Annotated in this window: 18 protein-coding genes and 1 pseudogene; 10 read left to right on the top strand and 9 right to left on the bottom strand. The window is 72.8% G+C overall.

The features are described from left to right. Positions 1 to 18 precede the first annotated feature (18 nt). Positions 19 to 768, top strand: a complete 750-nt coding sequence (locus tag ACWGKT_RS17110) for a maleylpyruvate isomerase family mycothiol-dependent enzyme (RefSeq protein WP_453274261.1) — start codon at positions 19 to 21, stop codon at positions 766 to 768. 7 nt (positions 769 to 775) lie between these two features. Here ACWGKT_RS17110 and ACWGKT_RS17105 read toward each other — a convergent pair whose 3' ends face one another. Beyond that, entirely contained in the window at positions 776 to 1,168 is a 393-nt protein-coding gene (locus tag ACWGKT_RS17105; protein ID WP_356151461.1) for a MarR family winged helix-turn-helix transcriptional regulator, read from the bottom strand. A gap of 85 nt (positions 1,169 to 1,253) precedes the next feature. Between ACWGKT_RS17105 and ACWGKT_RS17100 the strand changes: the two genes are divergently transcribed. Continuing rightward, positions 1,254 to 2,744, top strand: a complete 1,491-nt coding sequence (locus ACWGKT_RS17100; protein ID WP_356151463.1) for an MFS transporter — start codon at positions 1,254 to 1,256, stop codon at positions 2,742 to 2,744. Positions 2,745 to 2,855: 111 nt separating this feature from the next. Beyond that, positions 2,856 to 2,966, top strand: a pseudogene (locus tag ACWGKT_RS17095) (DUF6332 family protein); the annotation flags it as partial. On the opposite strand, the gene ACWGKT_RS17090 reads toward ACWGKT_RS17095, so the two are convergent. The 3 genes from ACWGKT_RS17090 to ACWGKT_RS17080 all read right to left on the bottom strand — a co-directional run bounded on the left by ACWGKT_RS17090 (position 2,927) and on the right by ACWGKT_RS17080 (position 5,633). Further along, positions 2,927 to 3,592, bottom strand: coding sequence for a response regulator (locus ACWGKT_RS17090; RefSeq protein WP_453274260.1), 666 nt, complete (start codon positions 3,590 to 3,592; stop codon positions 2,927 to 2,929). The pseudogene ACWGKT_RS17095 and the gene ACWGKT_RS17090 sit on opposite strands and share 40 nt — an antisense overlap. Then, positions 3,589 to 4,818, bottom strand: coding sequence for a sensor histidine kinase (locus tag ACWGKT_RS17085; protein WP_453274259.1), 1,230 nt, complete (start codon positions 4,816 to 4,818; stop codon positions 3,589 to 3,591). The genes ACWGKT_RS17090 and ACWGKT_RS17085 overlap by 4 nt, the downstream gene beginning before the upstream one ends. Positions 4,819 to 4,940: 122 nt before the next feature. Next, positions 4,941 to 5,633, bottom strand: coding sequence for a TetR/AcrR family transcriptional regulator (locus tag ACWGKT_RS17080; RefSeq protein WP_453274258.1), 693 nt, complete (start codon positions 5,631 to 5,633; stop codon positions 4,941 to 4,943). 150 nt (positions 5,634 to 5,783) lie between these two features. Here ACWGKT_RS17080 and ACWGKT_RS17075 point away from each other — a divergent pair, with 150 nt between their 5' ends. After that, positions 5,784 to 6,239: a nitroreductase family deazaflavin-dependent oxidoreductase gene (locus ACWGKT_RS17075; RefSeq protein WP_453274257.1), complete on the top strand. Its 456-nt coding sequence runs from the start codon at positions 5,784 to 5,786 to the stop codon at positions 6,237 to 6,239. On the opposite strand, the gene ACWGKT_RS17070 is transcribed toward ACWGKT_RS17075, so the two are convergent. Further along, on the bottom strand, positions 6,229 to 7,473 hold the full coding sequence (locus tag ACWGKT_RS17070) for a geranylgeranyl reductase family protein (protein WP_453274256.1): 1,245 nt from the start codon (positions 7,471 to 7,473) through the stop codon (positions 6,229 to 6,231). The two genes, ACWGKT_RS17075 and ACWGKT_RS17070, sit on opposite strands and share 11 nt — an antisense overlap. Positions 7,474 to 7,606: 133 nt before the next feature. Here ACWGKT_RS17070 and ACWGKT_RS17065 point away from each other — a divergent pair, with 133 nt between their 5' ends. Together ACWGKT_RS17065 and ACWGKT_RS17060 are read left to right on the top strand one after the other, a co-directional pair. Further along, the gene (locus ACWGKT_RS17065) at positions 7,607 to 8,962 is read left to right on the top strand and encodes a M20/M25/M40 family metallo-hydrolase (RefSeq protein WP_453274255.1); all 1,356 of its coding nucleotides are present in this window, start codon (positions 7,607 to 7,609) and stop codon (positions 8,960 to 8,962) included. A gap of 61 nt (positions 8,963 to 9,023) precedes the next feature. Next, on the top strand, positions 9,024 to 9,740 hold the full coding sequence (locus ACWGKT_RS17060; protein WP_453274254.1) for an MBL fold metallo-hydrolase: 717 nt from the start codon (positions 9,024 to 9,026) through the stop codon (positions 9,738 to 9,740). A gap of 100 nt (positions 9,741 to 9,840) precedes the next feature. Here ACWGKT_RS17060 and ACWGKT_RS17055 read toward each other — a convergent pair whose 3' ends face one another. Both ACWGKT_RS17055 and ACWGKT_RS17050 read right to left on the bottom strand, forming a co-directional pair. After that, on the bottom strand, positions 9,841 to 10,884 hold the full coding sequence (locus ACWGKT_RS17055; RefSeq protein ID WP_453274253.1) for an NUDIX hydrolase: 1,044 nt from the start codon (positions 10,882 to 10,884) through the stop codon (positions 9,841 to 9,843). Positions 10,885 to 11,028: 144 nt separating this feature from the next. Beyond that, positions 11,029 to 11,220: a hypothetical protein gene (locus ACWGKT_RS17050; protein WP_356151481.1), complete on the bottom strand. Its 192-nt coding sequence runs from the start codon at positions 11,218 to 11,220 to the stop codon at positions 11,029 to 11,031. A gap of 151 nt (positions 11,221 to 11,371) precedes the next feature. Between ACWGKT_RS17050 and ACWGKT_RS17045 the strand changes: the two genes are divergently transcribed. Both ACWGKT_RS17045 and ACWGKT_RS17040 read left to right on the top strand, forming a co-directional pair. Beyond that, positions 11,372 to 11,725, top strand: a complete 354-nt coding sequence (locus ACWGKT_RS17045) for a hypothetical protein (RefSeq protein WP_453274252.1) — start codon at positions 11,372 to 11,374, stop codon at positions 11,723 to 11,725. Positions 11,726 to 12,036: 311 nt separating this feature from the next. Further along, a complete protein-coding gene (locus ACWGKT_RS17040) occupies positions 12,037 to 14,076 on the top strand; it encodes an NPCBM/NEW2 domain-containing protein (protein WP_453274251.1) in 2,040 nt (679 codons plus the stop codon). A gap of 79 nt (positions 14,077 to 14,155) precedes the next feature. Here ACWGKT_RS17040 and ACWGKT_RS17035 read toward each other — a convergent pair whose 3' ends face one another. Then, a complete protein-coding gene (locus ACWGKT_RS17035) occupies positions 14,156 to 15,106 on the bottom strand; it encodes an ROK family protein (protein ID WP_453274250.1) in 951 nt (316 codons plus the stop codon). Between the two features lie 205 nt (positions 15,107 to 15,311). Between ACWGKT_RS17035 and ACWGKT_RS17030 the strand changes: the two genes are divergently transcribed. Beyond that, on the top strand, positions 15,312 to 16,361 hold the full coding sequence (locus tag ACWGKT_RS17030; RefSeq protein WP_453274249.1) for a LacI family DNA-binding transcriptional regulator: 1,050 nt from the start codon (positions 15,312 to 15,314) through the stop codon (positions 16,359 to 16,361). A 7-nt stretch (positions 16,362 to 16,368) separates the two neighbouring features. After that, entirely contained in the window at positions 16,369 to 17,283 is a 915-nt protein-coding gene (locus ACWGKT_RS17025) for a hypothetical protein (protein ID WP_453274248.1), read from the top strand. A 15-nt stretch (positions 17,284 to 17,298) separates the two neighbouring features. Here the strand turns inward: ACWGKT_RS17025 and ACWGKT_RS17020 are convergent, their stop codons facing one another. Continuing rightward, positions 17,299 to 18,600, bottom strand: coding sequence for a DUF6986 family protein (locus tag ACWGKT_RS17020; RefSeq protein WP_453274247.1), 1,302 nt, complete (start codon positions 18,598 to 18,600; stop codon positions 17,299 to 17,301). Positions 18,601 to 18,733 lie beyond the last annotated feature (133 nt).

The raw sequence follows: 18,733 nt of genomic DNA, 5'->3' as shown, positions 1-18,733 counted from the left end.
TCAGGCAGACTCGGCTCCATGGAGACTGCCGATTTCCTTCAGACCCTGGACCGGGAGGGCCGGCTGCTGGCCGCGGCCGCCGAGGAGGCCGGGACCGAGGCCAAGGTGCCCAGCTGCCCGGAGTGGCAGGTGCGCGACCTGCTGCGGCACACCGGCGCGGTGCACCGCTGGGCCACCGGGATCGTCGCCGACGGGCACACCGCTCCCCGCCCCTTCGGCGATCTCCCGGACCTCGACGGCGCCGAGCTGGTGACCTGGTACCGGGACAGCCACCGCCGCCTCGTCGACACCCTGGCCGCCGCGCCCCGCGACCTGGACTGCTGGACCTTCCACCCCGCGCCCTCCCCGTCACCGCTGGCCTTCTGGACCCGCCGACAGGCCCACGAGACGGCGGTGCACCGCTACGACGCGGAGTCCGCGCGCGGAGGCACCCCGTCCCCGATCGCCACGGAGTTCGCGGTGGACGGCATCGACGAGTTGCTGCGCGGTTTCCACGCCCGCGCCAGGAGCCGCGTCCGTACGGACGGGCCGCGCGTGCTGCGGGTGCGGGCGGCCACGGACGCGGACGGAGGCGAGGGCGCCGTGTGGACCGTACGACTGTCGGCGGAGCCGCCCGTGACGACGCCGGACGAGGCCGGGGAGGCGGACGCCGAACTGGCCGGTCCCGCCGACCGGTTGTACCTGGCGCTGTGGAACCGGCAGCCCCTGCCGAGGGTGACCGGTGACGCGGCGCTCGCCGCGCTGTGGCGGGAGACGTCCGCGATCTGAGCGGCCGTCAGCCCGTCAACATCCGGGTCAGGACCGCGCGCTGCACCGGCAGGACCTCGCCGTGCAGCGCGCGTCCCCGCTCCGTGAGCGCCACGCGCACGCCCCGCCGGTCCTCCGAGCACATGGCCCGCTCGACGAGGCCGTCCTTCTCCAGACGGGCGATCAGACGGGACAGCGCGCTCTGGCTGAGATGGACCCGGTCGGAGATCTCCTGCACGCGGTAGGCGCAGCCGCCGTCCGCCGCATGGCCTTCCGAAAGCAGGTCCAGCACCTCGAAGTCGCTGGCGCACAGGCCGTGTCCGTGCAGGGCACGGTCGAGTTCGCACTGGGTGCGGGCGTGCAGTGCCAGGATGTCCCGCCACTGGTCCACGAGCGCCTGCTCGGCCTTCTTCCCCGCCATGAACGCACCGTAGCAGAGAAATGAATTCATTGCACTGTAATTAATTGCGCTTGCATCTGATGCATGCGCATGTAGTCTCGACCGCATGACTTCTCCGCTCACCACCCCCGCGACCCCGTCGTCGGCGGTCCGCTGGACTCCCCGGCTGTGGGGCACCCTGCTGGTGCTCTGCGCCGCGATGTTCCTGGACGCGCTGGACGTGTCGATGGTCGGCGTGGCGCTGCCGTCGATCGGCTCCGACCTCCACCTCTCCACATCGACGCTGCAATGGATCGTCAGCGGCTACATCCTGGGGTACGGCGGGCTGCTCCTCCTCGGCGGCCGCACCGCCGACCTGCTCGGCCGGCGCCAGGTGTTCCTGGTGGCCCTGGGCGTCTTCGCGCTCGCCTCGCTGCTCGGCGGGCTCGTCGACTCGGGCCCGCTGCTGATCGCCAGCCGCTTCATCAAGGGGCTGAGCGCGGCCTTCACCGCCCCGGCCGGACTGTCCATCATCACCACGACCTTCGCCGAGGGCCCGCTGCGCAACCGCGCCCTGTCCATCTACACCACCTGCGCGGCCACCGGCTTCTCCATGGGCCTGGTGCTGTCCGGCCTGCTCACCGAGGCCAGTTGGCGCCTCACCATGCTGCTGCCCGCGCCGATCGCCGTGCTCGCGCTGCTCGCGGGACTGAAGCTGCTGCCGCGCAGCGCACGCGAGGAGGACCACGACGGCTACGACATCCCCGGCGCCGTCCTCGGCACCGCCTCGATGCTGCTGCTCGTCTTCACCGTCGTCCAGGCGCCCGAGGCCGGCTGGGCCTCCGCCCGTACCCTGCTGTCCTTCCTCGCCGTCGCCGTACTGCTGACCGTCTTCGTCCTGGTCGAGCGGCGCTCGCCGAGCCCGCTGATCCGGCTCGGGGTGCTGCGCTCGGGCAGCCAGGTCCGCGCCCAGCTCGGCGCGCTCGCCTTCTTCGGGTCGTACGTCGGCTTCCAGTTCTTGACCACCCTGTACATGCAGTCGCTGCTCGGCTGGTCGGCGCTGCACACCGCGCTGGCCTTCCTGCCGGCCGGCGCGCTGGTGGCGGTGTCCTCGACGAAGGTCGGCGCGATCGTCGACCGGTTCGGCACCCAGCGGCTGATCGCGGCCGGATTCGCGCTGATGGTCCTCGGGTACGCGCTGTTCCTGCGCGTCGACCTCGACCCGGTGTACGCGGCCGCCGTCCTGCCGTCGATGCTGCTGATCGGCGCGGCCTGCGCGCTGGTCTTCCCCTCGCTCAACATCCAGGCCACCAACGGCGTCGAGGACCACGAGCAGGGCATGGTCTCCGGCCTGCTCAACACGTCGGTCCAGGTGGGCGGCGCGATCTTCCTGGCGGTCGTCACGGCGGTGGTCACCGCGGGCGCCCCCGCCCACGCGACCCCGCAGGCCGTCCTCGACAGCTACCGGCCCGGGTTCCTGGTCGTCACGGGCGTCGCGGTGGCCGGGCTGCTCATCACCCTCACCGGGCTGCGCGGCCGCCGGCCGCGGCGGTCCATCGTGGTCGCCAAGTCCACCCTGGAGGAGGCGGAAACGGACCGTGTGGCGGTCCGTGACTAAGGGGAACGCCTCCGAGCGTGCGCCCGGCGAGGCCTGCTCGCCCGGCCGGGCGCACGCCTGTGAGACTGCCCGGACGGACACACACGGGGGACGGCGCACCACGGCCGAGCGGGAGTGACGCCGGCGCCGGTGGTGTTCGCGATCCGGGTGGTGAGCGTGCTGGTCCGCTTCGAGCGCGCGGCTCAGCCCAGCCAGCCCGGCCTCACCAACCCCGACTCGTAGGCCAGCACGACGAGTTGGGCCCGGTCCCGGGCGCCCAGCTTCACCATCGTGCGGCTCACATGCGTCTTCGCGGTCAGCGGGCTGACGACCAGGCGGCGGGCGATCTCCTCGTTGGACAGGCCGATGCCGACCAGGGCCATCACCTCCCGTTCCCGCTCGGTGAGCCGCATCAGCGCGTCGGCGGCCGCGGGCTCCTTGGAACGGGCCGCGAACTCGGCGATCAGGCGGCGCGTCACCCCCGGTGAGAGCAGCGCGTCCCCCTCGACCACCGCCCGCACGGCGCGCAGGAGTTCGTCCGGTTCGGTGTCCTTCACCAGGAAGCCGGAGGCGCCCGAGCGGATCGCCTCGAAGACGTACTCGTCGAGCTCGAAGGTGGTGAGCATGACCACCTTCACGTCCTTCAGCTCCGCGTCGCCGGTGATGCCGCGGGTCGCGGCCAGGCCGTCGAGCAGCGGCATGCGGATGTCCATCAGGACGACGTCGGGGCGCAGTTCGCGCACCGTGCGCACGACCTCCTCGCCGTCGGCCGCCTCACCGGCCACCTCGATGTCCGGCTGCGCGTCGAGCAGGGCCCGGAAGCCGGCGCGCACCAGCGACTGGTCGTCGGCGAGCAGTACTCGGATCACCGGTCCTCCTCGACCGTCAGGGGCAGTACGGCCAGCACCCGGAAGCCGCCGTCGGGGCGCGGGCCCGCCTCGATCGTGCCACCCAGGGCGGCGGCCCGCTCCCGCATCCCGGCCAGCCCGTTCCCGCTGCCGCCCGCGTCCGCGCCGGTCGCGGGACCGTCGTCGTCGATCAGCAGCCGCAAGGCGCCCGCTTCCTGCGCGACGCGCACGCGCGCGTGCCGCGAACCCGAGTGCCGTACGACATTGGTGAGGGCCTCCTGGACGATGCGGAAGGCCGCGAGGTCGGCGCCCGGCGCGAGGCGCGGCGGCTCCCCCTCGATCTCTACGGTGAGGCCCGCGCCCGCCGCCTGCTCCACCAGTTCGGGGAGCCGGTCCAGGCCGGGGGCGGGGGCGCGCGGCGCGGCGCCCGGCGCGCGCAGGGTGTCCAGGACCTGGCGCACCTCCCCGAGCGCCTCCTTGCTGGCGGCCTTGATGGTGGTGAGCGCCGTGCGCGCCTGCTCGGGGTCCGAGTCCAGCAGGGCGAGGCCGGCGCCCGCCTGGACGTTGATGACGGAGATGCTGTGCGCGAGGACGTCGTGCAGCTCGCGGGCGATCCGCAGCCGCTCCTCGTCCGCGCGCCGCCGGGCCGCCTGGGCGCGCTCGGCACGCTCCCGGGCCCACTGTTCGCGCCGCGTCCGGCCCACTTCGGAGACCGCCGCGATGGCGATCACCCAGGTGGCGATGACGAGTTCCTGGCCGATGTCGCCCGGTCCGTCGCCCGGGGGCGGCAGCTCGCGGTAGAGCCGGAGCGCGACCAGGACATGTCCGGCCCAGAGCAGCCCGACGGCTGCCCACGCGGCCCGCCGGTGCCCCGTGACGACGGCGCTGAAGCAGCTCACCGCGACGGTCAGGAAGACCGGTCCGTACGGGTATCCGGCGCCCAGGTAGAGCAGCAGGGCCGTGGCCGTGCCGAAGACGACGAAGACCGGGTGGCGCTTGCGCCACAGCAGCAGTCCCGAGGCCACCACCAGCAGCACGCGCCCGAAGGGGTCCAGCGGTTCGCGGCCCTGCTGCCCGTGCTGCGCGAAGTTCGACCCGATCAGCACGAAGGCGGTGATCAGCACGGTGGACCGCCACGGCCAGTGCGCCCCGCCCGGCTCGGCCGCGTCGTCGAGGCGGCTCCACCACGGCGGCCCGTACCGCCACCACTGCGGCGGACCGCCCCCGTGCACGCGCTGCTCTCCCATGGCGGCCACGCTAGACGCCGACGGCCCGACGCGGCGTCGGCCTCCCGGGGTGATCACACCTACTCCCCGGGGAGTAGGCGGGACCGCCCCGGGAGGCCGGACATCCCGGGAGGCCGGACGTCCTACGGGAAGACCAGCCCCACCCCGTCGGCGAGCCGGGCCGCCGCGTGCCGGAAGAACGCCGCGCGGTCCTCCACCACCCGGTTGAACTGCCCGAACAGCTCGAACCCGACCAGCCCGTACAGCTGCGACCAGGCGGCGGCCAGGGCCACGACCACATCCGGCGGGAGATCGGGCGCCAGATCGGCGGCCATGCGGCGGGCCTCCGGCTCCAGTTCGGCGGGGACGGGGGTACGGGCCACGCCGCGTCGCTGGAACGCGTCGCGCACGATGCCGATGAACAGAACGCCGACGCGGGCCGCGGGCGGGATCGTCGTCTCGGGCGCCGAGTAGCCGGGCACCGGCGAACCGTAGATCAGCGCGTACTCGTGGGGATGCGCGAGCGCCCAGCCGCGCACGGCCTCGCACACGGCGACCCAGCGCCGGGCGGGGGCGACGTCACCGGCCTCGGCATGGGCGGCCTCGGCGGCTTCCCCCAGGGAGTCGTAGGCGTCGATGATGAGCGCGGTCAGCAGGTCGTCGCGGCTGGGGAAGTAGCGGTACAGCGCGGAGGAGACCATGCCGAGCTCGCGGGCCACGGCCCGCAGCGAGAGCTTGCTGGCACCGTCCGCCGCGAGCTGTCTGCGGGCCTCGTCCTTGATGGCCGCGGTGACTTCGATCCTGGCTCGCGCGCGGGCGCCCTTTGCGGTGCTCATGGGAGCAGTCTGCCATGGAGCGAGAGCGGTGCACACAATCGAGAGCACCGCTCTTGCTTGCGAGCGCCGATCTCGGGCACACTCTTGCCCAGCGAGAGCACTGCTCTCCGAATAGTGAGAGCAGTGCTCTCCCACACTCAGGGGGTCTCCATGTCCACGTCCACGCACGTCAAGAAGCCCAGCTGGTTCACCGTCAACGTCTTCAACCGCTTCGTCGCCTGGCTCACCCGTCGCGGCCTCAGCGTGTGGGGCTCCCGGGTCCTGGCGGTGCGCGGCCGCAAGAGCGGCGAGTGGCGGACCACCCCCGTGAACCTGCTGACCGTGGACGGACAGCAGTACCTGCTCGCCCCGCGCGGCCACGTCCAGTGGACGCACAACATGCGCGCGGCCGGCGGCGGCGAGCTGCGGCTGGGCAAGAACGTGGACGTGTTCACCGCGACCGAGATCGCCGACGAGGACAAGGTCCCGCTGCTGCGCGCCTACCTCAAGCGCTGGAAGGCCGAGGTCGGCATCTTCTTCGACGGGGTCGGCCCCGACTCCCCCGACGACGACCTGCGCCGCATCGCCCCCAACCACCCGGTCTTCCGGGTCACCGTCAAGAGCTGACGGGCTCCTCCTCCGCCGCGGCGGTCGGCCGGCGGTCCAGCGCGGTCAGGGCGCGCTGGGCCATGGGGTGGCTGCGGACCAGCTCGCCCAGGGACGTCGAGCCCCGCGTGATGTCCCGGAAGGCGCGCCACGCGGGCCTGAATCCGGTGAGGGCCGCGTGGAACAGTCCGGGCCGACGCTCGAACGCCGCCAGCATCCGCTTGCCGACGCTCATCTCGACGCCCAGGCCCGCCTTGATCGCGAACGCGTAGTTCAGGGCCTGGCGTCGGGCGTCCACGGCGTCGTGCGCCTCGGCGATCCGGACCGCCCACTCCCCCGCGAGCCGCCCCGAGCGCAGCGCGAACGAGATGCCCTCGCGGGTCCACGGCTCCAGGAGCCCCGCCGCGTCGCCGCACACCAGCACCCGGCCGCGCGACAGCGGCGAGTCGTCGGCCCGACACCGGGTCAAGTGCCCGGAGGAGATGGACGGTTCGAAGCCGGCGAGCCCGAGCCGGGCGATGAAGTCCTCCAAGTACCGCTTGGTGGCGGCGCCTTCGCCGCGCGCCGAGATCACACCGACCGTCAGCGTGTCGCCCTTGGGGAAGACCCAGCCGTAACTGCCGGGCATCGGGCCCCAGTCGATGAGGACGCGGCCCTGCCAGTCCTCGGCGACCGTCTGCGGCACCGGGATCTCCGCCTCCAGGCCGAGGTCGACCTGGTCCAGCTTGACCCCGACGTGTCCCCCTATCCGGCTGGCGCTGCCGTCGGCGCCCACCACGGCCCGGGCGAGCAGCGTCTCGCCGCCCTGCAGCACGACGGCGACCGTACGCCGGTCCGGCACGGCCGATCCGTGCTGCTCGACCCGCTGCACGGTGACGCCGGTCCGCAGCTCGGCACCGGCCTTCTGCGCGTGCTCGACGAGCTGCTGGTCGAACTCGGGCCGGTTGATCAGCCCGAACAGCATCTGCTTGGAACGGCGGGTACGGGTGAAGCGCCCGTTGTTCGAGAAGGTGACCGCGTGCACCCGGTCCCTGAGCGGCAGCTCGAAGCCGGGCGGCAGCGCGTCCCGCGAGGGGCCGATGATGCCTCCGCCGCAGGTCTTGTAGCGAGGCAGCTCGGCCTTCTCCAGCAACAGCACGCGCCGTCCCGTGACCGCGGCCGCGTAGGCCGCCGAGGCGCCCGCCGGTCCCGCGCCCACCACGACGACGTCCCACACCCGCTGCACGTCGTCCGCCGAAGAGTTCTCGCCGCTCACGATGGTCCGCTGCTCCGATCAAAGCCGTCCGCCGCACCTGTCCCCCGCATCCTACGGCGGCTGTCGTCGCAGGCCACTGTGGGAGGATCGGTGTATCCACAGGTACAACGTCGCACCTACGAGGAGCGTGCCCATGTCGTCGAATCCGGTCGCCGAGACCGTGGCCTCGCTGCTGCCCAGAGCGAAGGCCGAGCTCGCCGAGCTGGTGGCCTTCAGGTCGGTGGCGGACTTCGACCAGTTCCCGAGGAGCGAGAGCGAGGCCGCCGCGAACTGGGTCGCCGACGCGCTGCGCGCCGAGGACTTCGAGGACGTGGCCCTGCTCGACACCCCGGACGGCACCCAGTCGGTCTACGGCCACCTGCGCGGCCCCGAGGGCGCGAAGACGGTTCTGCTGTACGCCCACTACGACGTCCAGCCGCCGCTGGACGAGGCCGCCTGGACCACCCCGCCCTTCGAGCTGACCGAGCGCGACGGCCGTTGGTACGGCCGCGGTGCCGCCGACTGCAAGGGCGGCCTGATCATGCACCTGCTCGCGCTGCGCGCCCTGAAGGCGAACGGCGGCGTCCCGGTGCACGTCAAGGTGATCGCCGAGGGCTCGGAGGAGATGGGCACGGGCGGCCTGGAGCGGTACGCCGAGCAGCACCCCGAGCTGCTCACGGCGGACACGATCGTCATCGGCGACGCGGGCAACTTCCGTGTCGGCCTGCCGACCGTCACCACCACCCTGCGCGGCATGACCATGGTCCGGCTGCAGATGGACACCCTCGCGGGCAACCTGCACTCGGGCCAGTTCGGCGGTGCCGCCCCGGACGCCCTGGCCGCGCTGATCCGGGTCCTGGACTCGCTGCGCGCCGAGGACGGCTCCACGACCGTCGACGGGCTCACCCCCGACACCCGGTGGGAGGGGCTGGAGTACGACGAGGAGCAGTTCCGCAAGGACGCCAAGGTGCTGGACGGCGTCGGACTGATCGGCGACGGCCCGGTCGCCGACCGGATCTGGGCCCGCCCGGCCGTCACGGTCATCGGCATCGACTGTCCGCCGGTCGTCGGCGCCACCCCGTCCGTGCAGGCCAGCGCCCGCGCCCTGATCAGCCTGCGCGTGCCGCCGGGCGTGGACGCGTCCGAGGCGACCAAGCTCCTGGAGGCCCACCTGGAGGCGCACACGCCGTGGGGTGCCCGGGCGCGGATCGAGCAGGTCGGCCAGGGTCAGGCGTTCCGTGCCGACACCGGCAGCCCGGCGTACCAGGCGATGGCCGAGGCCATGGCGGTCGCCTACCCGGACGAGACGATGCAGTACGCCGGTCAGGGCGGCTCGATCCCGCTGTGCAACACCCTGGCGAACCTGTACCCGGAGGCGGAGATCCTGCTGATCGGCCTGAGCGAGCCGGAGGCGCAGATCCACGCGGTCAACGAGAGCGTGTCCCCCGAGGAGTTGGAGCGGCTCTCGGTGGCGGAGGCGCTGTTCCTGCGCAACTACGCGGCGGGCTGAACCGTTCTGCCGACAGCCGAGGGCCCTCGCTCGCGGGCGGGGCCCTCCCTACGGTCGGCGCATGGACGTCATCGAGATCCTGCCCCGCCTCCACCTCCTGCGCTTCCCGGTCGGCCAGGCCTATCTCTGGCGCGACGGCGACGAGTCGACGCTGATCGACGCCGGGACGATCGGTGCCGGCCGGACGATCGCCGACGCGGTCACGGCGCTGGGGCGGGCCCCGTCGGACGTACGGCGGATCGTGCTCACTCACTTCCACGAGGACCACGTGGGCGGGGCGGGCGAGTTCGCCGCGCTGAGCGGCGCGCGGGTGCTGGCGCACCGGTCGGACGCGCCGTTCGTCCGCGGTGAGCTCCCCGGGCCGCCGCCGGTCTTCGAGGACTGGGAGCTGCCGATCCACGCCGCGGCGGCCGAGCACCTGCCCCCGGGCGACCCGGTCCGCCCGGCGAGCGTCGGCGAGCTGTCCGACGGTGACGTCCTCGACTTCGGCGGCGGCGCCCGCGTGGTCCACGCCCCGGGTCACACGGACGGCAGTATCGCGATCCATCTGCCGGAACACGGTGTGCTGTTCACGGGCGACGCGGTGGCCGCGTCGCCCGTGACCGGTTCGGTCATGCCCGGCGTCCTCAACCTCGACCGCGCCCGCACCCTCGCGTCCTTCCGCCGTCTGGCGGAGCTCGACACCGAGGTGGCCTGTTTCGGTCACGGCGATCCGGTCGTCGGGCGGGCCTCGACGGTACTGAGGAAGGCGGCGGACGCGTACGGGGTGCCGGGCTGATCACGGGGCCGTGGCGGTGACCTCGGGGCCGCGCAGGTGGCCATGCGTCCCTGCCGGTGGCCCATCGCTCCGCCGGTGGCCGCGCTCGCGGTCCCGGGCCTCAGCCCACCGGGATCCCCGCCTCCAGATACAGCGCCGCACCACGCTCGCGCGCCCGCAGGGCCCAGCGCAGGCGTTCGTAGCGCACGGGCGGCAGCAGGTCGGCGGCCTCCTGCTCGGTGACGAAGCGCCACTCGCGCAGTTCGGGCCCGGGCAGCACCAGTCGGCCGGCCTCGGCCGCATCGAGGCGGCCGCCGTCGAAGAGCAGTCGCAGTCCGCCGAAGCCGGGGGGCGCGGGCGGCTCCCAGTCCACGACGAGCAGTCGCGGTACGTCCTCCAGCCGGATACCCGTCTCCTCGGCGACCTCGCGGATCCCGGCGCGGGCAGGGGCCTCCCCGGACTCGACGACTCCGCCGGGGAACTCCCAGCCGGCCTTGTAAGTGGGATCGACGAGCAGGAAGCGGTCCCGCTCGTCGAACAGGAGCACCCCGGACGCCACGGTCTCGGCGGTGGGTTCCGGGGTCTGGACGATGTCGCACGGGGCGACGACGCCGCTGCCGACGGCCTCGGCGATGCGGACGGCCGTCTCGTAGGGGGTGAGGGCGCTGGTGTCGACGAGGTGGGCGTCGGCGGTGAGCCAGGAGGCGAGGGCGGCGCGGTAGGGCTCGATGTGGTCGTACGACCACTGGCGGACCCGCATCTCGCCGTCGGGGAGGTCCGGCGGGACCTCCCGCCCGGCTATCCGCTCCCGCAGGATCGTTTCGGCCGGAGCGAGGAGGAGGTGCCGGACGGGGATGCGGCGGGCGGCGAGGCCGCCGAAGATCTCGTCGCGGTACTCCTGGCGCAGCAGGGTCATCGGCACCACGAGCGTCCCGCCGAGCTCGGCGAGCATCGCGGCGGCCGTGTCGATCACGAGCCGTCGCCACATCGGCAGGTCCTGGAAGTCGCCGACCTCGGCGAGGTGCTTGGGCGGCAGCAGGTGCGTGAGTGCTCCCCCGATGACCTCGGGGTCGAAGAGCGTGCTGTTCGGGATCAGCTCGATCAGTTCCCGTGCGGTGGTGGTCTTCCCCGCACCGAACGCGCCGTTGATCCAGACGACCGTCACGGACTCCCCCTCTTCTATTGGCCCCCAGTGGCTTGCCCGCTCCACACTGCCACGGAAACCAGCCCCAGTTGAGGGGGCCCACCGGCGGCGTGCCGGTGCCCCGCGGGGGGGGCACCGGCACCGCACGACACCTTTCGTCCCTTTCTACTCCTGTCCCAGGGCGTTCTGGTCGACGGCGAAGCTGTCCTCGCTGACCAGGTGACCGACCGTGTCGAGGGTGTCCGACACGTTCAGATCGCCTTGCGCGTGGTCCTCGGCGCCGTGGGACGGGGTGATCGCGGCCACGACGAATCCGGTGGCCAGGGAGGCGATGGCGAGCATGCTGCGCTTCTTCATGCCCGGATCAACTACGCAGACGGTCGAGGGTCACGCGGATCACCGCGGTTCCCGGGACGAAACCCCGTGGCCACATGATCACGTCACCGGTATCGTCCGAGCCGCAGGCCTGCCCGGAACGCGCGGGCCCACGACACCGAAGGCGCTTCCCATGACCAGCCCCCGACCGACCACCACGCTCTGGCGCCCCACGGGCCCCAAGGAGCTGGACCTGGTCCGTGAGCTGGACTGGCGTGCCTGGCCGCCGCGGCTGCCCGAGCAACCGATCTTCTATCCGGTCCTCAACGAGGACTACGCGGTCAGGATCGCCCGGGACTGGAACGTCAAGCACGACGGCGCCGGATTCGTGACGCGCTTCGAGGTCGACTCGGAGTTCCTCGGCCGCTATCCCGTCCAGCAGGCGGGCGGCGAGACGATCCTGGAGCTGTGGGTGCCCGCCGAGGAGCTGGACGAGTTCAACGCCCACATCGTCGGCGCCATCGAGGTCGTCCACGAGTTCCACTGACCCGGCGGGCGGTCCGCGTGGCCAGGTGATCGCGTCGGAACATCCGATGTCCTGCCACGTCCGAGGGCGCAGGGCGAACCGACCCCACCAGGGCTGTTCCCTTGCCCCTTCCCCGGGGTGCGATTCAACACAACCGAACGCGTGGGTTGGATCTCACCCTCAACCGACCCTGCCGTCAAGGGTTTTGACGGGATATCGAACCAACGTTACCGCACCCCTTCCACCACAGTCCAACACGTCCTACCGTAAACGCGCACCGATGACGCGCACATGCCGTCATCCCACTGTCGCGAGTCGGAGGAAACGTAACGATGCGTCACCCTCACACCCGCACTACCCGCCGAAGAGTGGTCGGAGCGCTCACCGCGGGACTCCTGTGCGCGGCGGGACTCGCCGCGCCCGCCGTCGCCGCCGCACCCCCCGAGGCCCCGGCGGCCCCCGCCCCGAAGTCCCCCGTCCTGCCGGACGACCTCGCCCGCACACCGCCGATGGGCTTCAACAACTGGAACTCCACGCACTGCCGGGCGGAGTTCGACGAGGCCATGGTGAAGGGCATCGCGGACCTCTTCGTCGCGAAGGGCCTGAAGGATGCCGGGTACCAGTACGTCAACCTCGACGACTGCTGGGCTCTGCCGAACCGCGACGCGGACGGAAAACTGGTCCCCGACCCGGCCCGCTTCCCCAGCGGCATCAAGGCCGTCGCGGACTATGTGCACGCCAAGGGGCTCAAGCTCGGCATCTACACCAGCGCGGGCACGAAGACGTGCAACAGCGCGGGCTTCCCGGGCGGCCTGGGTCACGAGTACAGCGACGCCCGGCAGTTCGCGGACTGGGGCGTGGACTACCTCAAGTACGACAACTGCAACAACCAGGGTGTGGACGCCAAGGCGCGCTACACCACGATGCGCGACGCCCTCAGGGCGACGGGCCGCCCGATCGTCTACAGCATCTGCGAGTGGGGCGCGAACAAGCCCTGGGAGTGGGCGGCGGACGTCGGCCACCTGTGGCGTACGACCGGGGACATCAGCGACAGCTGGGGCTCGATGCTGTCCATCCTGAAACAGAACCTCCCGCTCGCGCCGTACGCCGGCCCCGGCCACTGGAACGACCCCGACATGCTGGAGGTCGGCAACGGCGGCATGACCGACACCGAGTACCGCTCGCACTTCTCCCTCTGGTCGGTCATGGCGGCCCCGCTGCTCATCGGCACCGACCTGCGCAAGGCGTCCCCGGCGACCTTCGACATCCTGGGCGACAAGGAGGTCGTCGCGGTGGACCAGGACCCGCTGGGCAAGCAGGGCACCGTCGTCTCGTCCGAGGGCGGACGCTGGGTCGTGGCGAAGGAGATGGCGGACGGCAGCCGCACCGTGGCCCTGTTCAACGAGTCCGGCACCGCCCAGCGGATAGCGACGACCGCCCGGGCCGTCGGCCTGCCGGACGCCCCCGCCTACACGCTGCGGGACCTGTGGCGGCACCGGAGCTACAACACCGCCGGCACCGTCTCCGCGACCGTCCCGGCCCACGGCACGGTCCTGGTCCGCGTCGCGGCCGACCCCCAGTGGGCCACGCACCCGCCGGCCGTCGAACTCGGCCTGGAGGGCAGCCCCTTCGTGGAGGCGGGCACACCGGCCGCGCTCACGACCACGGTCACCGACCTCGGCCGCACCCCAGCCGAGCGGGTGTCCGTGTCCCTGACCGGCCCCGAGGGCTGGACGCTCACCCCGACCTCGGCCACCAAGGCTGCCGCCTTGCCGACGGGCCGTACGCTGCGCACCGGCTGGAAGGTGACCGCTCCTCGGGGAACGCCGACGGGTTCGTACGACCTGACGCTCCGGACCCGCTACCGCTCACCGTCCGGGGCACGCGTCGACAGCACACTGCCGCTGACGGCCTCCGTGGCGGTGCCGCCGCCCTCGGGGACGTCGTACCTCGGTGACCTGCCGTGGCTGTCCACCACCAACGGCTGGGGGCCCGTGGAACGCAACACCAGCAACGGGGAGAGCGCCGCGGGCGACGGCCACCCCCTCACCCTCGGCGGAGCGGTGTACGCCAAGGGACTCGGCGTGCACGCGGAGAGTGCCGTCGCGTACTACACCGGCAAGGCGTGCGAGACGGTCACCGCGGACGTCGGGGTCGACGACGAGAAGGGCGCGAAGGGCACCGTCGCCTTCGAGGTCTGGGCCGACGGCACCAAGGTCGCCTCGACCGGCATCCTCACCAACGCGATGCCCGCCCAGCCGATCACGGCCGACGTGACCGGCGCCCAGGTGGTCCGGCTGGTCGTCACCGACAGCGGTGACGGCATCGACTCGGACCACGCGGACTGGGCGGACGCCCGGATCAGCTGCTGAGCCGATGCCCGTCGAGGGCGCGACCGCTTCCGGCCGAACGTTCCCGCCGGCCGGTGGCGTCGCGTCCGGGCAACCGGTGTCAGACTCCCGCGGTCGCGTCCGGCCTCCGGGCCAGCGCGGCCGCGGCGGCGCCCACCAGGCCCGCGTCCGTGCCCATCTGCGCCGGCGTCACCGTCAGCCGCCGGACGAAGGAGAGGGTCGCGTAGTCGGACAGGGCCTTGCGCAACGGCGTGAAGAGGACCTCGCCCGCCTTGCCCACGCCGCCGCCGATCACCGCTATGTCGATCTCGACGAGGGTCGCGGTGGCCGCGATCCCGGCGGCCAGCGCCTGCGCGGCCCGCTCGAAGGAGGCCATCGCGACGGGGTCGCCGGCACGAGCGGCGGCGGCCACCGCGGCCGCCGACGTGTCGCCGTCGGGTCCGGGCCGCCAGCCCTGCGCCAGCGCGCGCCGGGCGATGTTGGGGCCGCTGGCGATCCGCTCGACACAGCCGCGCGAGCCGCACGGGCACGGGTCGCCGTCGAGGTCGACGCTGATGTGACCGATGTGCCCCGCGTTGCCGGTGGGCCCGGGGTGCAGACGGCCGCCCAGGACCAGGCCGCCGCCGACGCCGGTCGAGACGACCATGCACAGCGCGTTGTCGTGGCCACGGGCCGCGCCCTGCCAGTGCTCGGCGGCGGTGATCGCGACACCGTCGCCGATCAGTTCCACCGGGAGCCCGCCCGAGGCCGCCCGCACCCGCTCGACCAGCGGAAAGTCCCGCCAACCCGGCACGTTCACCGGACTCACCGTGCCCGCGGAGGCGTCCACCGGGCCCGCGCTGCCGATACCGACGGCGCCTGCGCGCTCCCACAGCGGCGACCCGGCCAGGTCACCGAGCACCTCCGCCACGGCCCGCATGACGGTCTCGCCGTGCTCCTGCGCGGGCGTCGGACGCTGGGCGCGCGCCTGGATCCGTCCGTGGCCGTCCACCAGCGCGCCGGCAATCTTGGTGCCGCCGATGTCGAGCGCCGCCACGAGGTCGGTGTGCATCAGAGTCAGATCTCCCCGTCAAACATGAGAACAACCGTCGAAGAACCAAGGCCGGTCCGGCGGTGGGGGCGCGGGCCGGTAAGTGCGGTGGACAGTGTCTCCCGCATCTGACAACGTTGTCCAGGCTCTATGCTCGACGCCACATCCTCATACAAACCCATGGACCTACGCATCCCCCGTGGACGACAGGACAGGATTCCGCATCGTGCCCGAGACCCCCCGCCGCGCAGCCGCCCTCACCGGAAGCCGCTACGGCAACCGCCCGACGATGAAGGACGTGGCGGCACGCGCCGGGGTGGGACTCAAGACGGTGTCGCGCGTGGTCAACGGCGAGCCCGGCGTCACGCCGGACACCGAACGCCGCGTCCAGGAGGCCATCGACGCGCTCGGCTTCCGCCGCAACGACAGCGCGCGGGTGCTGCGCAAGGGCCGTACGGCGAGCATCGGCCTGGTCCTGGAGGACCTCGCCGACCCCTTCTACGGCCCGCTCAGCCGCGCGGTGGAGGAGGTGGCCCGCGCCCACGGCGCGCTGCTGATCAACGGGTCCAGCGCGGAGGACCCGGAGCGCGAGCAGGAGCTGGCGCTGGCGCTGTGCGCGCGGCGCGTGGACGGCCTGGTGGTCATCCCGGCCGGGGACGACCACCGCTATCTGGAGCCGGAGATCAAGGCGGGCGTCGCGACCGTGTTCGTGGACCGCCCGGCCGGGAAGATCGACGCCGATGTGGTCCTGTCCGACAACTACGGCGGCGCCCGGGACGGCGTCGCCCACCTGATCGCCCACGGGCACCGCAGGATCGGGTTCATCGGCGACATGCCGCGCATCCACACGGCGGCCGAGCGACTGCGAGGCTACCGGGCCGCCATGGACGCCGCCGGGATACCCGTCGAGGACGCCTGGATGTCCCTGGGGGCCACCGACCCGGAGCGGGTGCGCCGGGCGGCGCAGGAGATGCTCTCCGGCCCCTCCCCCGTCACCGCGATCTTCACCGGCAACAACCGGGTGACGGTCACCGTGATCCGGGTGCTCGCCGAGCACTCCCGCCCCGTCGCCCTCGTGGGCTTCGACGACATCGAGCTCGCCGACCTGCTCCAGCCGGGTGTCACGGTGGTCGCCCAGGACGCGGCCGCCCTCGGCCGTACCGCCGCCGAGCGCCTCTTTCGCCAGCTGGAGGGAACCCTCGTCATGCCGGAGCGCATCGAGCTGCCCACCCGGCTGATCACCCGCGGCTCGGGCGAGCTGCCACCGGCGGACTGAGTCGCCGATGATCGGCCGCACGCTGGAGGAGCTGGGCCTCGCCGAGGCGCCGCGCGACCATCCGCTGACCTATCCGGGCGCCTGGCCCGCGGACTCCGGACTCCTGCACGGGGACCGCATGCTGCCGCTGGAGCGCCTGGTGCACGGGGACCGGGTGCCGGTCCTGTCGGTCGGTTCCAACGCGTGCCCGGGTCAACTCCGCCGGAAGATGGACGCGTTCGGGATCACCTCGCCCGTCCCGATGGTGAAGGCCGCGGTCACCGGGGTGGGCATCGGGGTCTCCGCGCACGTCAGCCGCCTGGGGTACGTCTCCGCGTCGCCCGTCGAGGCGCCCGGAGAACCACGCGAGCTGTTCCTCGGCTGGCTGGACGCACGGCAGTTGGCCGTGGTCGACGCGAGCGAGGGCGTACCGCTGCCGCACGGCAACTACGACCGGGCCTGGCTGCCCGCGCCGGACGTAGGGATCGAGCTGGCGGACGGCACACTGCTCCCCGGCGCCTTCGCATACGTCAACCGGCACGGGGTGCTGCACAACGGCACCGGTGCGCCGCGCGGGCATCCCGGCCAGCGGGCGCTGCTCACCCAGCTCCTCGTGCGGTCACCGCGGCTCAGGGAGCTGTTCGGGGTGACGCCCGAGGAGTTCTGCGCGCGGGCGCGTGCCGACGCCGGGCTGTGCGAGCGGGGCACGCGGCTGTTCGCGGAGCAGAAGTGGGTGACGGCGTCCGGGCTCGAACGGTATGTCGCCGCCCGCTGGACCGGGCCCGGGGACCGGCCGCCAGGGTCTTTCGATTGGACCGGGCCGGATCAGGGAGCGGGGTCTGGTGCCGTGCATCGCAAGACGGAGGAGGGCGCCATGGCGGAGCCATGGCAACCGACGACAACGCGGCGAGGCACGGTGCCAGACCCCGCGAGCCCGGCATGATCCAAACGAAAGACCCTAGGGAGCGAAGGCCGTGAGGTCGCCCCGGCGCGGCGCCGCGAAGCCCTCCAGGTCGGCCCGGGTCAGCCCGGTGAGCCGGGCCACCTCGGCGATGTCGAGCGCGCCGCAGTCCAGGCCGCGCAGCAGGTAGCCGCCGAGCGCCTTGGCGGTGGCGGGCTCGTCCATCACGTCGCCGCCGGTGCGGTCGACGTAGCGGGCGAGGCGGGCGGCCGCCTGCTCGAAGCCCTCGCGGTAGAAGGCGAAGACGGCGGCGTAGCGGGTGGGGATGTGGCCGGGGTGCATGTCCCAGCCCTGGTAGTAGGCACGGGCCAGGGCGCGGCGGGTGAGGCCGTAGTGCAGGCGCCAGGCGTCGTGGACCTTCTCCGTCGGGCCGACCGGCAGCACGTTGGTGGAGCCGTCCGACACCCTGACGCCGGTACCGGCCGCCGCGACCTGCATGATCGCCTTGGCGTGGTCGGCGGCCGGGTGGTCGCCGGCCTGGTAGGCGGCGGAGACGCCGAGGCAGGCGCTGTAGTCGAAGGTGCCGTAGTGCAGTCCGGTGGCGCGGCCCTCGGCGGCCTGGATCATGCGGGCGACGGTGGCGGTGCCGTCGGTGGCGAGGATGGACTGGCTGGTCTCGATCTGTATCTCGAAGCCGATCCGGCCGGGTTCGATGCCGCGCGCCTTCTCGAAGGCTTCGAGGAGCCGGACCATGGCGGTGACCTGCTCGGGGTAGGTGACCTTCGGCAGCGTCAGCACGAGCCCCTCGGGCAGGCCGCCGGCCTCCGCCAGACCGGTGAGGAAGATGTCGAGGGTGCGGATGCCCCGGTCCCGTACGGCGGCTTCCATGCACTTCATGCGGATGCCCATGTACGGGGCCGCCGTGCCCGCCGCGTACGCCTCGGCGATCAGCCGGGCGGCGCGGGCGGCCGCCGCGTCCTCCTCGGCGTCCGGGCGCGGGCCGTAGCCGTCCTCGAAGTCTACGCGCAGGTCCTCGACGGGCTCGCGCTCCAGCTTGGCGCGGACGCGGGAGTACACCGGCTCGGCGAGCTCGTCGGCGAGGCCCAGGACCGCGGCGAAGGAGGCGGCGTCCGGGGCGTGTTCGTCGAGAGCGGCGAGGGCCCGGTCGCCCCAGGAGCGGATGGTGTCGGCGGCGAAGACGTCCCCGGGGACGTACACGGTGTGGACGGGCTGACGGGTGCCGGGGTCTCCGGGGTAGCGGCGCTCCAGCTCGGCGTCGACCGGCGCGAGGGAGGCGCTGATCTCCTCGCTGACGGCGCCCGCGAGGCTCGTTGCCGGCTTCTCCTGGCCCTGACCCATCCCACACCCTCCATATTTCCGCTCTACGGAATCAACAATCCGTTGAATGAAGTTATCCGGGGACCTTCGGACCGGTCAACACCATGTCCATGGAGTGTCCGTGGAGGGCCACACCCCGTCATTCCGTTCACAC

It is taken from the genome of Streptomyces sp. NPDC054794 (assembly GCF_053611585.1).
The sequence above is the reverse complement of the archived record's forward strand: the minus strand, read 5'-3'. Positions and strand labels throughout refer to the sequence as shown.

Bases quoted from the DNA above. Each gene is read 5' to 3' on its own strand.
- ACWGKT_RS17075 (WP_453274257.1), top strand. From the start codon at position 5,784: ATGTCCACGTCCACGCACGTCAAGAAGCCCAGCTGGTTCACCGTCAAC.
- ACWGKT_RS17040 (WP_453274251.1), top strand. From the start codon at position 12,037: ATGCGTCACCCTCACACCCGCACTACCCGCCGAAGAGTGGTCGGAGCG.
- ACWGKT_RS17080 (WP_453274258.1), bottom strand. From the start codon at position 5,633: ATGAGCACCGCAAAGGGCGCCCGCGCGCGAGCCAGGATCGAAGTCACC.
- ACWGKT_RS17020 (WP_453274247.1), bottom strand. From the start codon at position 18,600: ATGGGTCAGGGCCAGGAGAAGCCGGCAACGAGCCTCGCGGGCGCCGTC.
- ACWGKT_RS17085 (WP_453274259.1), bottom strand. From the start codon at position 4,818: ATGGGAGAGCAGCGCGTGCACGGGGGCGGTCCGCCGCAGTGGTGGCGG.
- ACWGKT_RS17060 (WP_453274254.1), top strand. From the start codon at position 9,024: ATGGACGTCATCGAGATCCTGCCCCGCCTCCACCTCCTGCGCTTCCCG.
- ACWGKT_RS17035 (WP_453274250.1), bottom strand. From the start codon at position 15,106: ATGCACACCGACCTCGTGGCGGCGCTCGACATCGGCGGCACCAAGATT.
- ACWGKT_RS17050 (WP_356151481.1), bottom strand. From the start codon at position 11,220: ATGAAGAAGCGCAGCATGCTCGCCATCGCCTCCCTGGCCACCGGATTC.
- ACWGKT_RS17100 (WP_356151463.1), top strand. From the start codon at position 1,254: ATGACTTCTCCGCTCACCACCCCCGCGACCCCGTCGTCGGCGGTCCGC.
- ACWGKT_RS17065 (WP_453274255.1), top strand. From the start codon at position 7,607: ATGTCGTCGAATCCGGTCGCCGAGACCGTGGCCTCGCTGCTGCCCAGA.
- ACWGKT_RS17025 (WP_453274248.1), top strand. From the start codon at position 16,369: ATGATCGGCCGCACGCTGGAGGAGCTGGGCCTCGCCGAGGCGCCGCGC.
- ACWGKT_RS17110 (WP_453274261.1), top strand. From the start codon at position 19: ATGGAGACTGCCGATTTCCTTCAGACCCTGGACCGGGAGGGCCGGCTG.
- ACWGKT_RS17105 (WP_356151461.1), bottom strand. From the start codon at position 1,168: ATGGCGGGGAAGAAGGCCGAGCAGGCGCTCGTGGACCAGTGGCGGGAC.
- ACWGKT_RS17045 (WP_453274252.1), top strand. From the start codon at position 11,372: ATGACCAGCCCCCGACCGACCACCACGCTCTGGCGCCCCACGGGCCCC.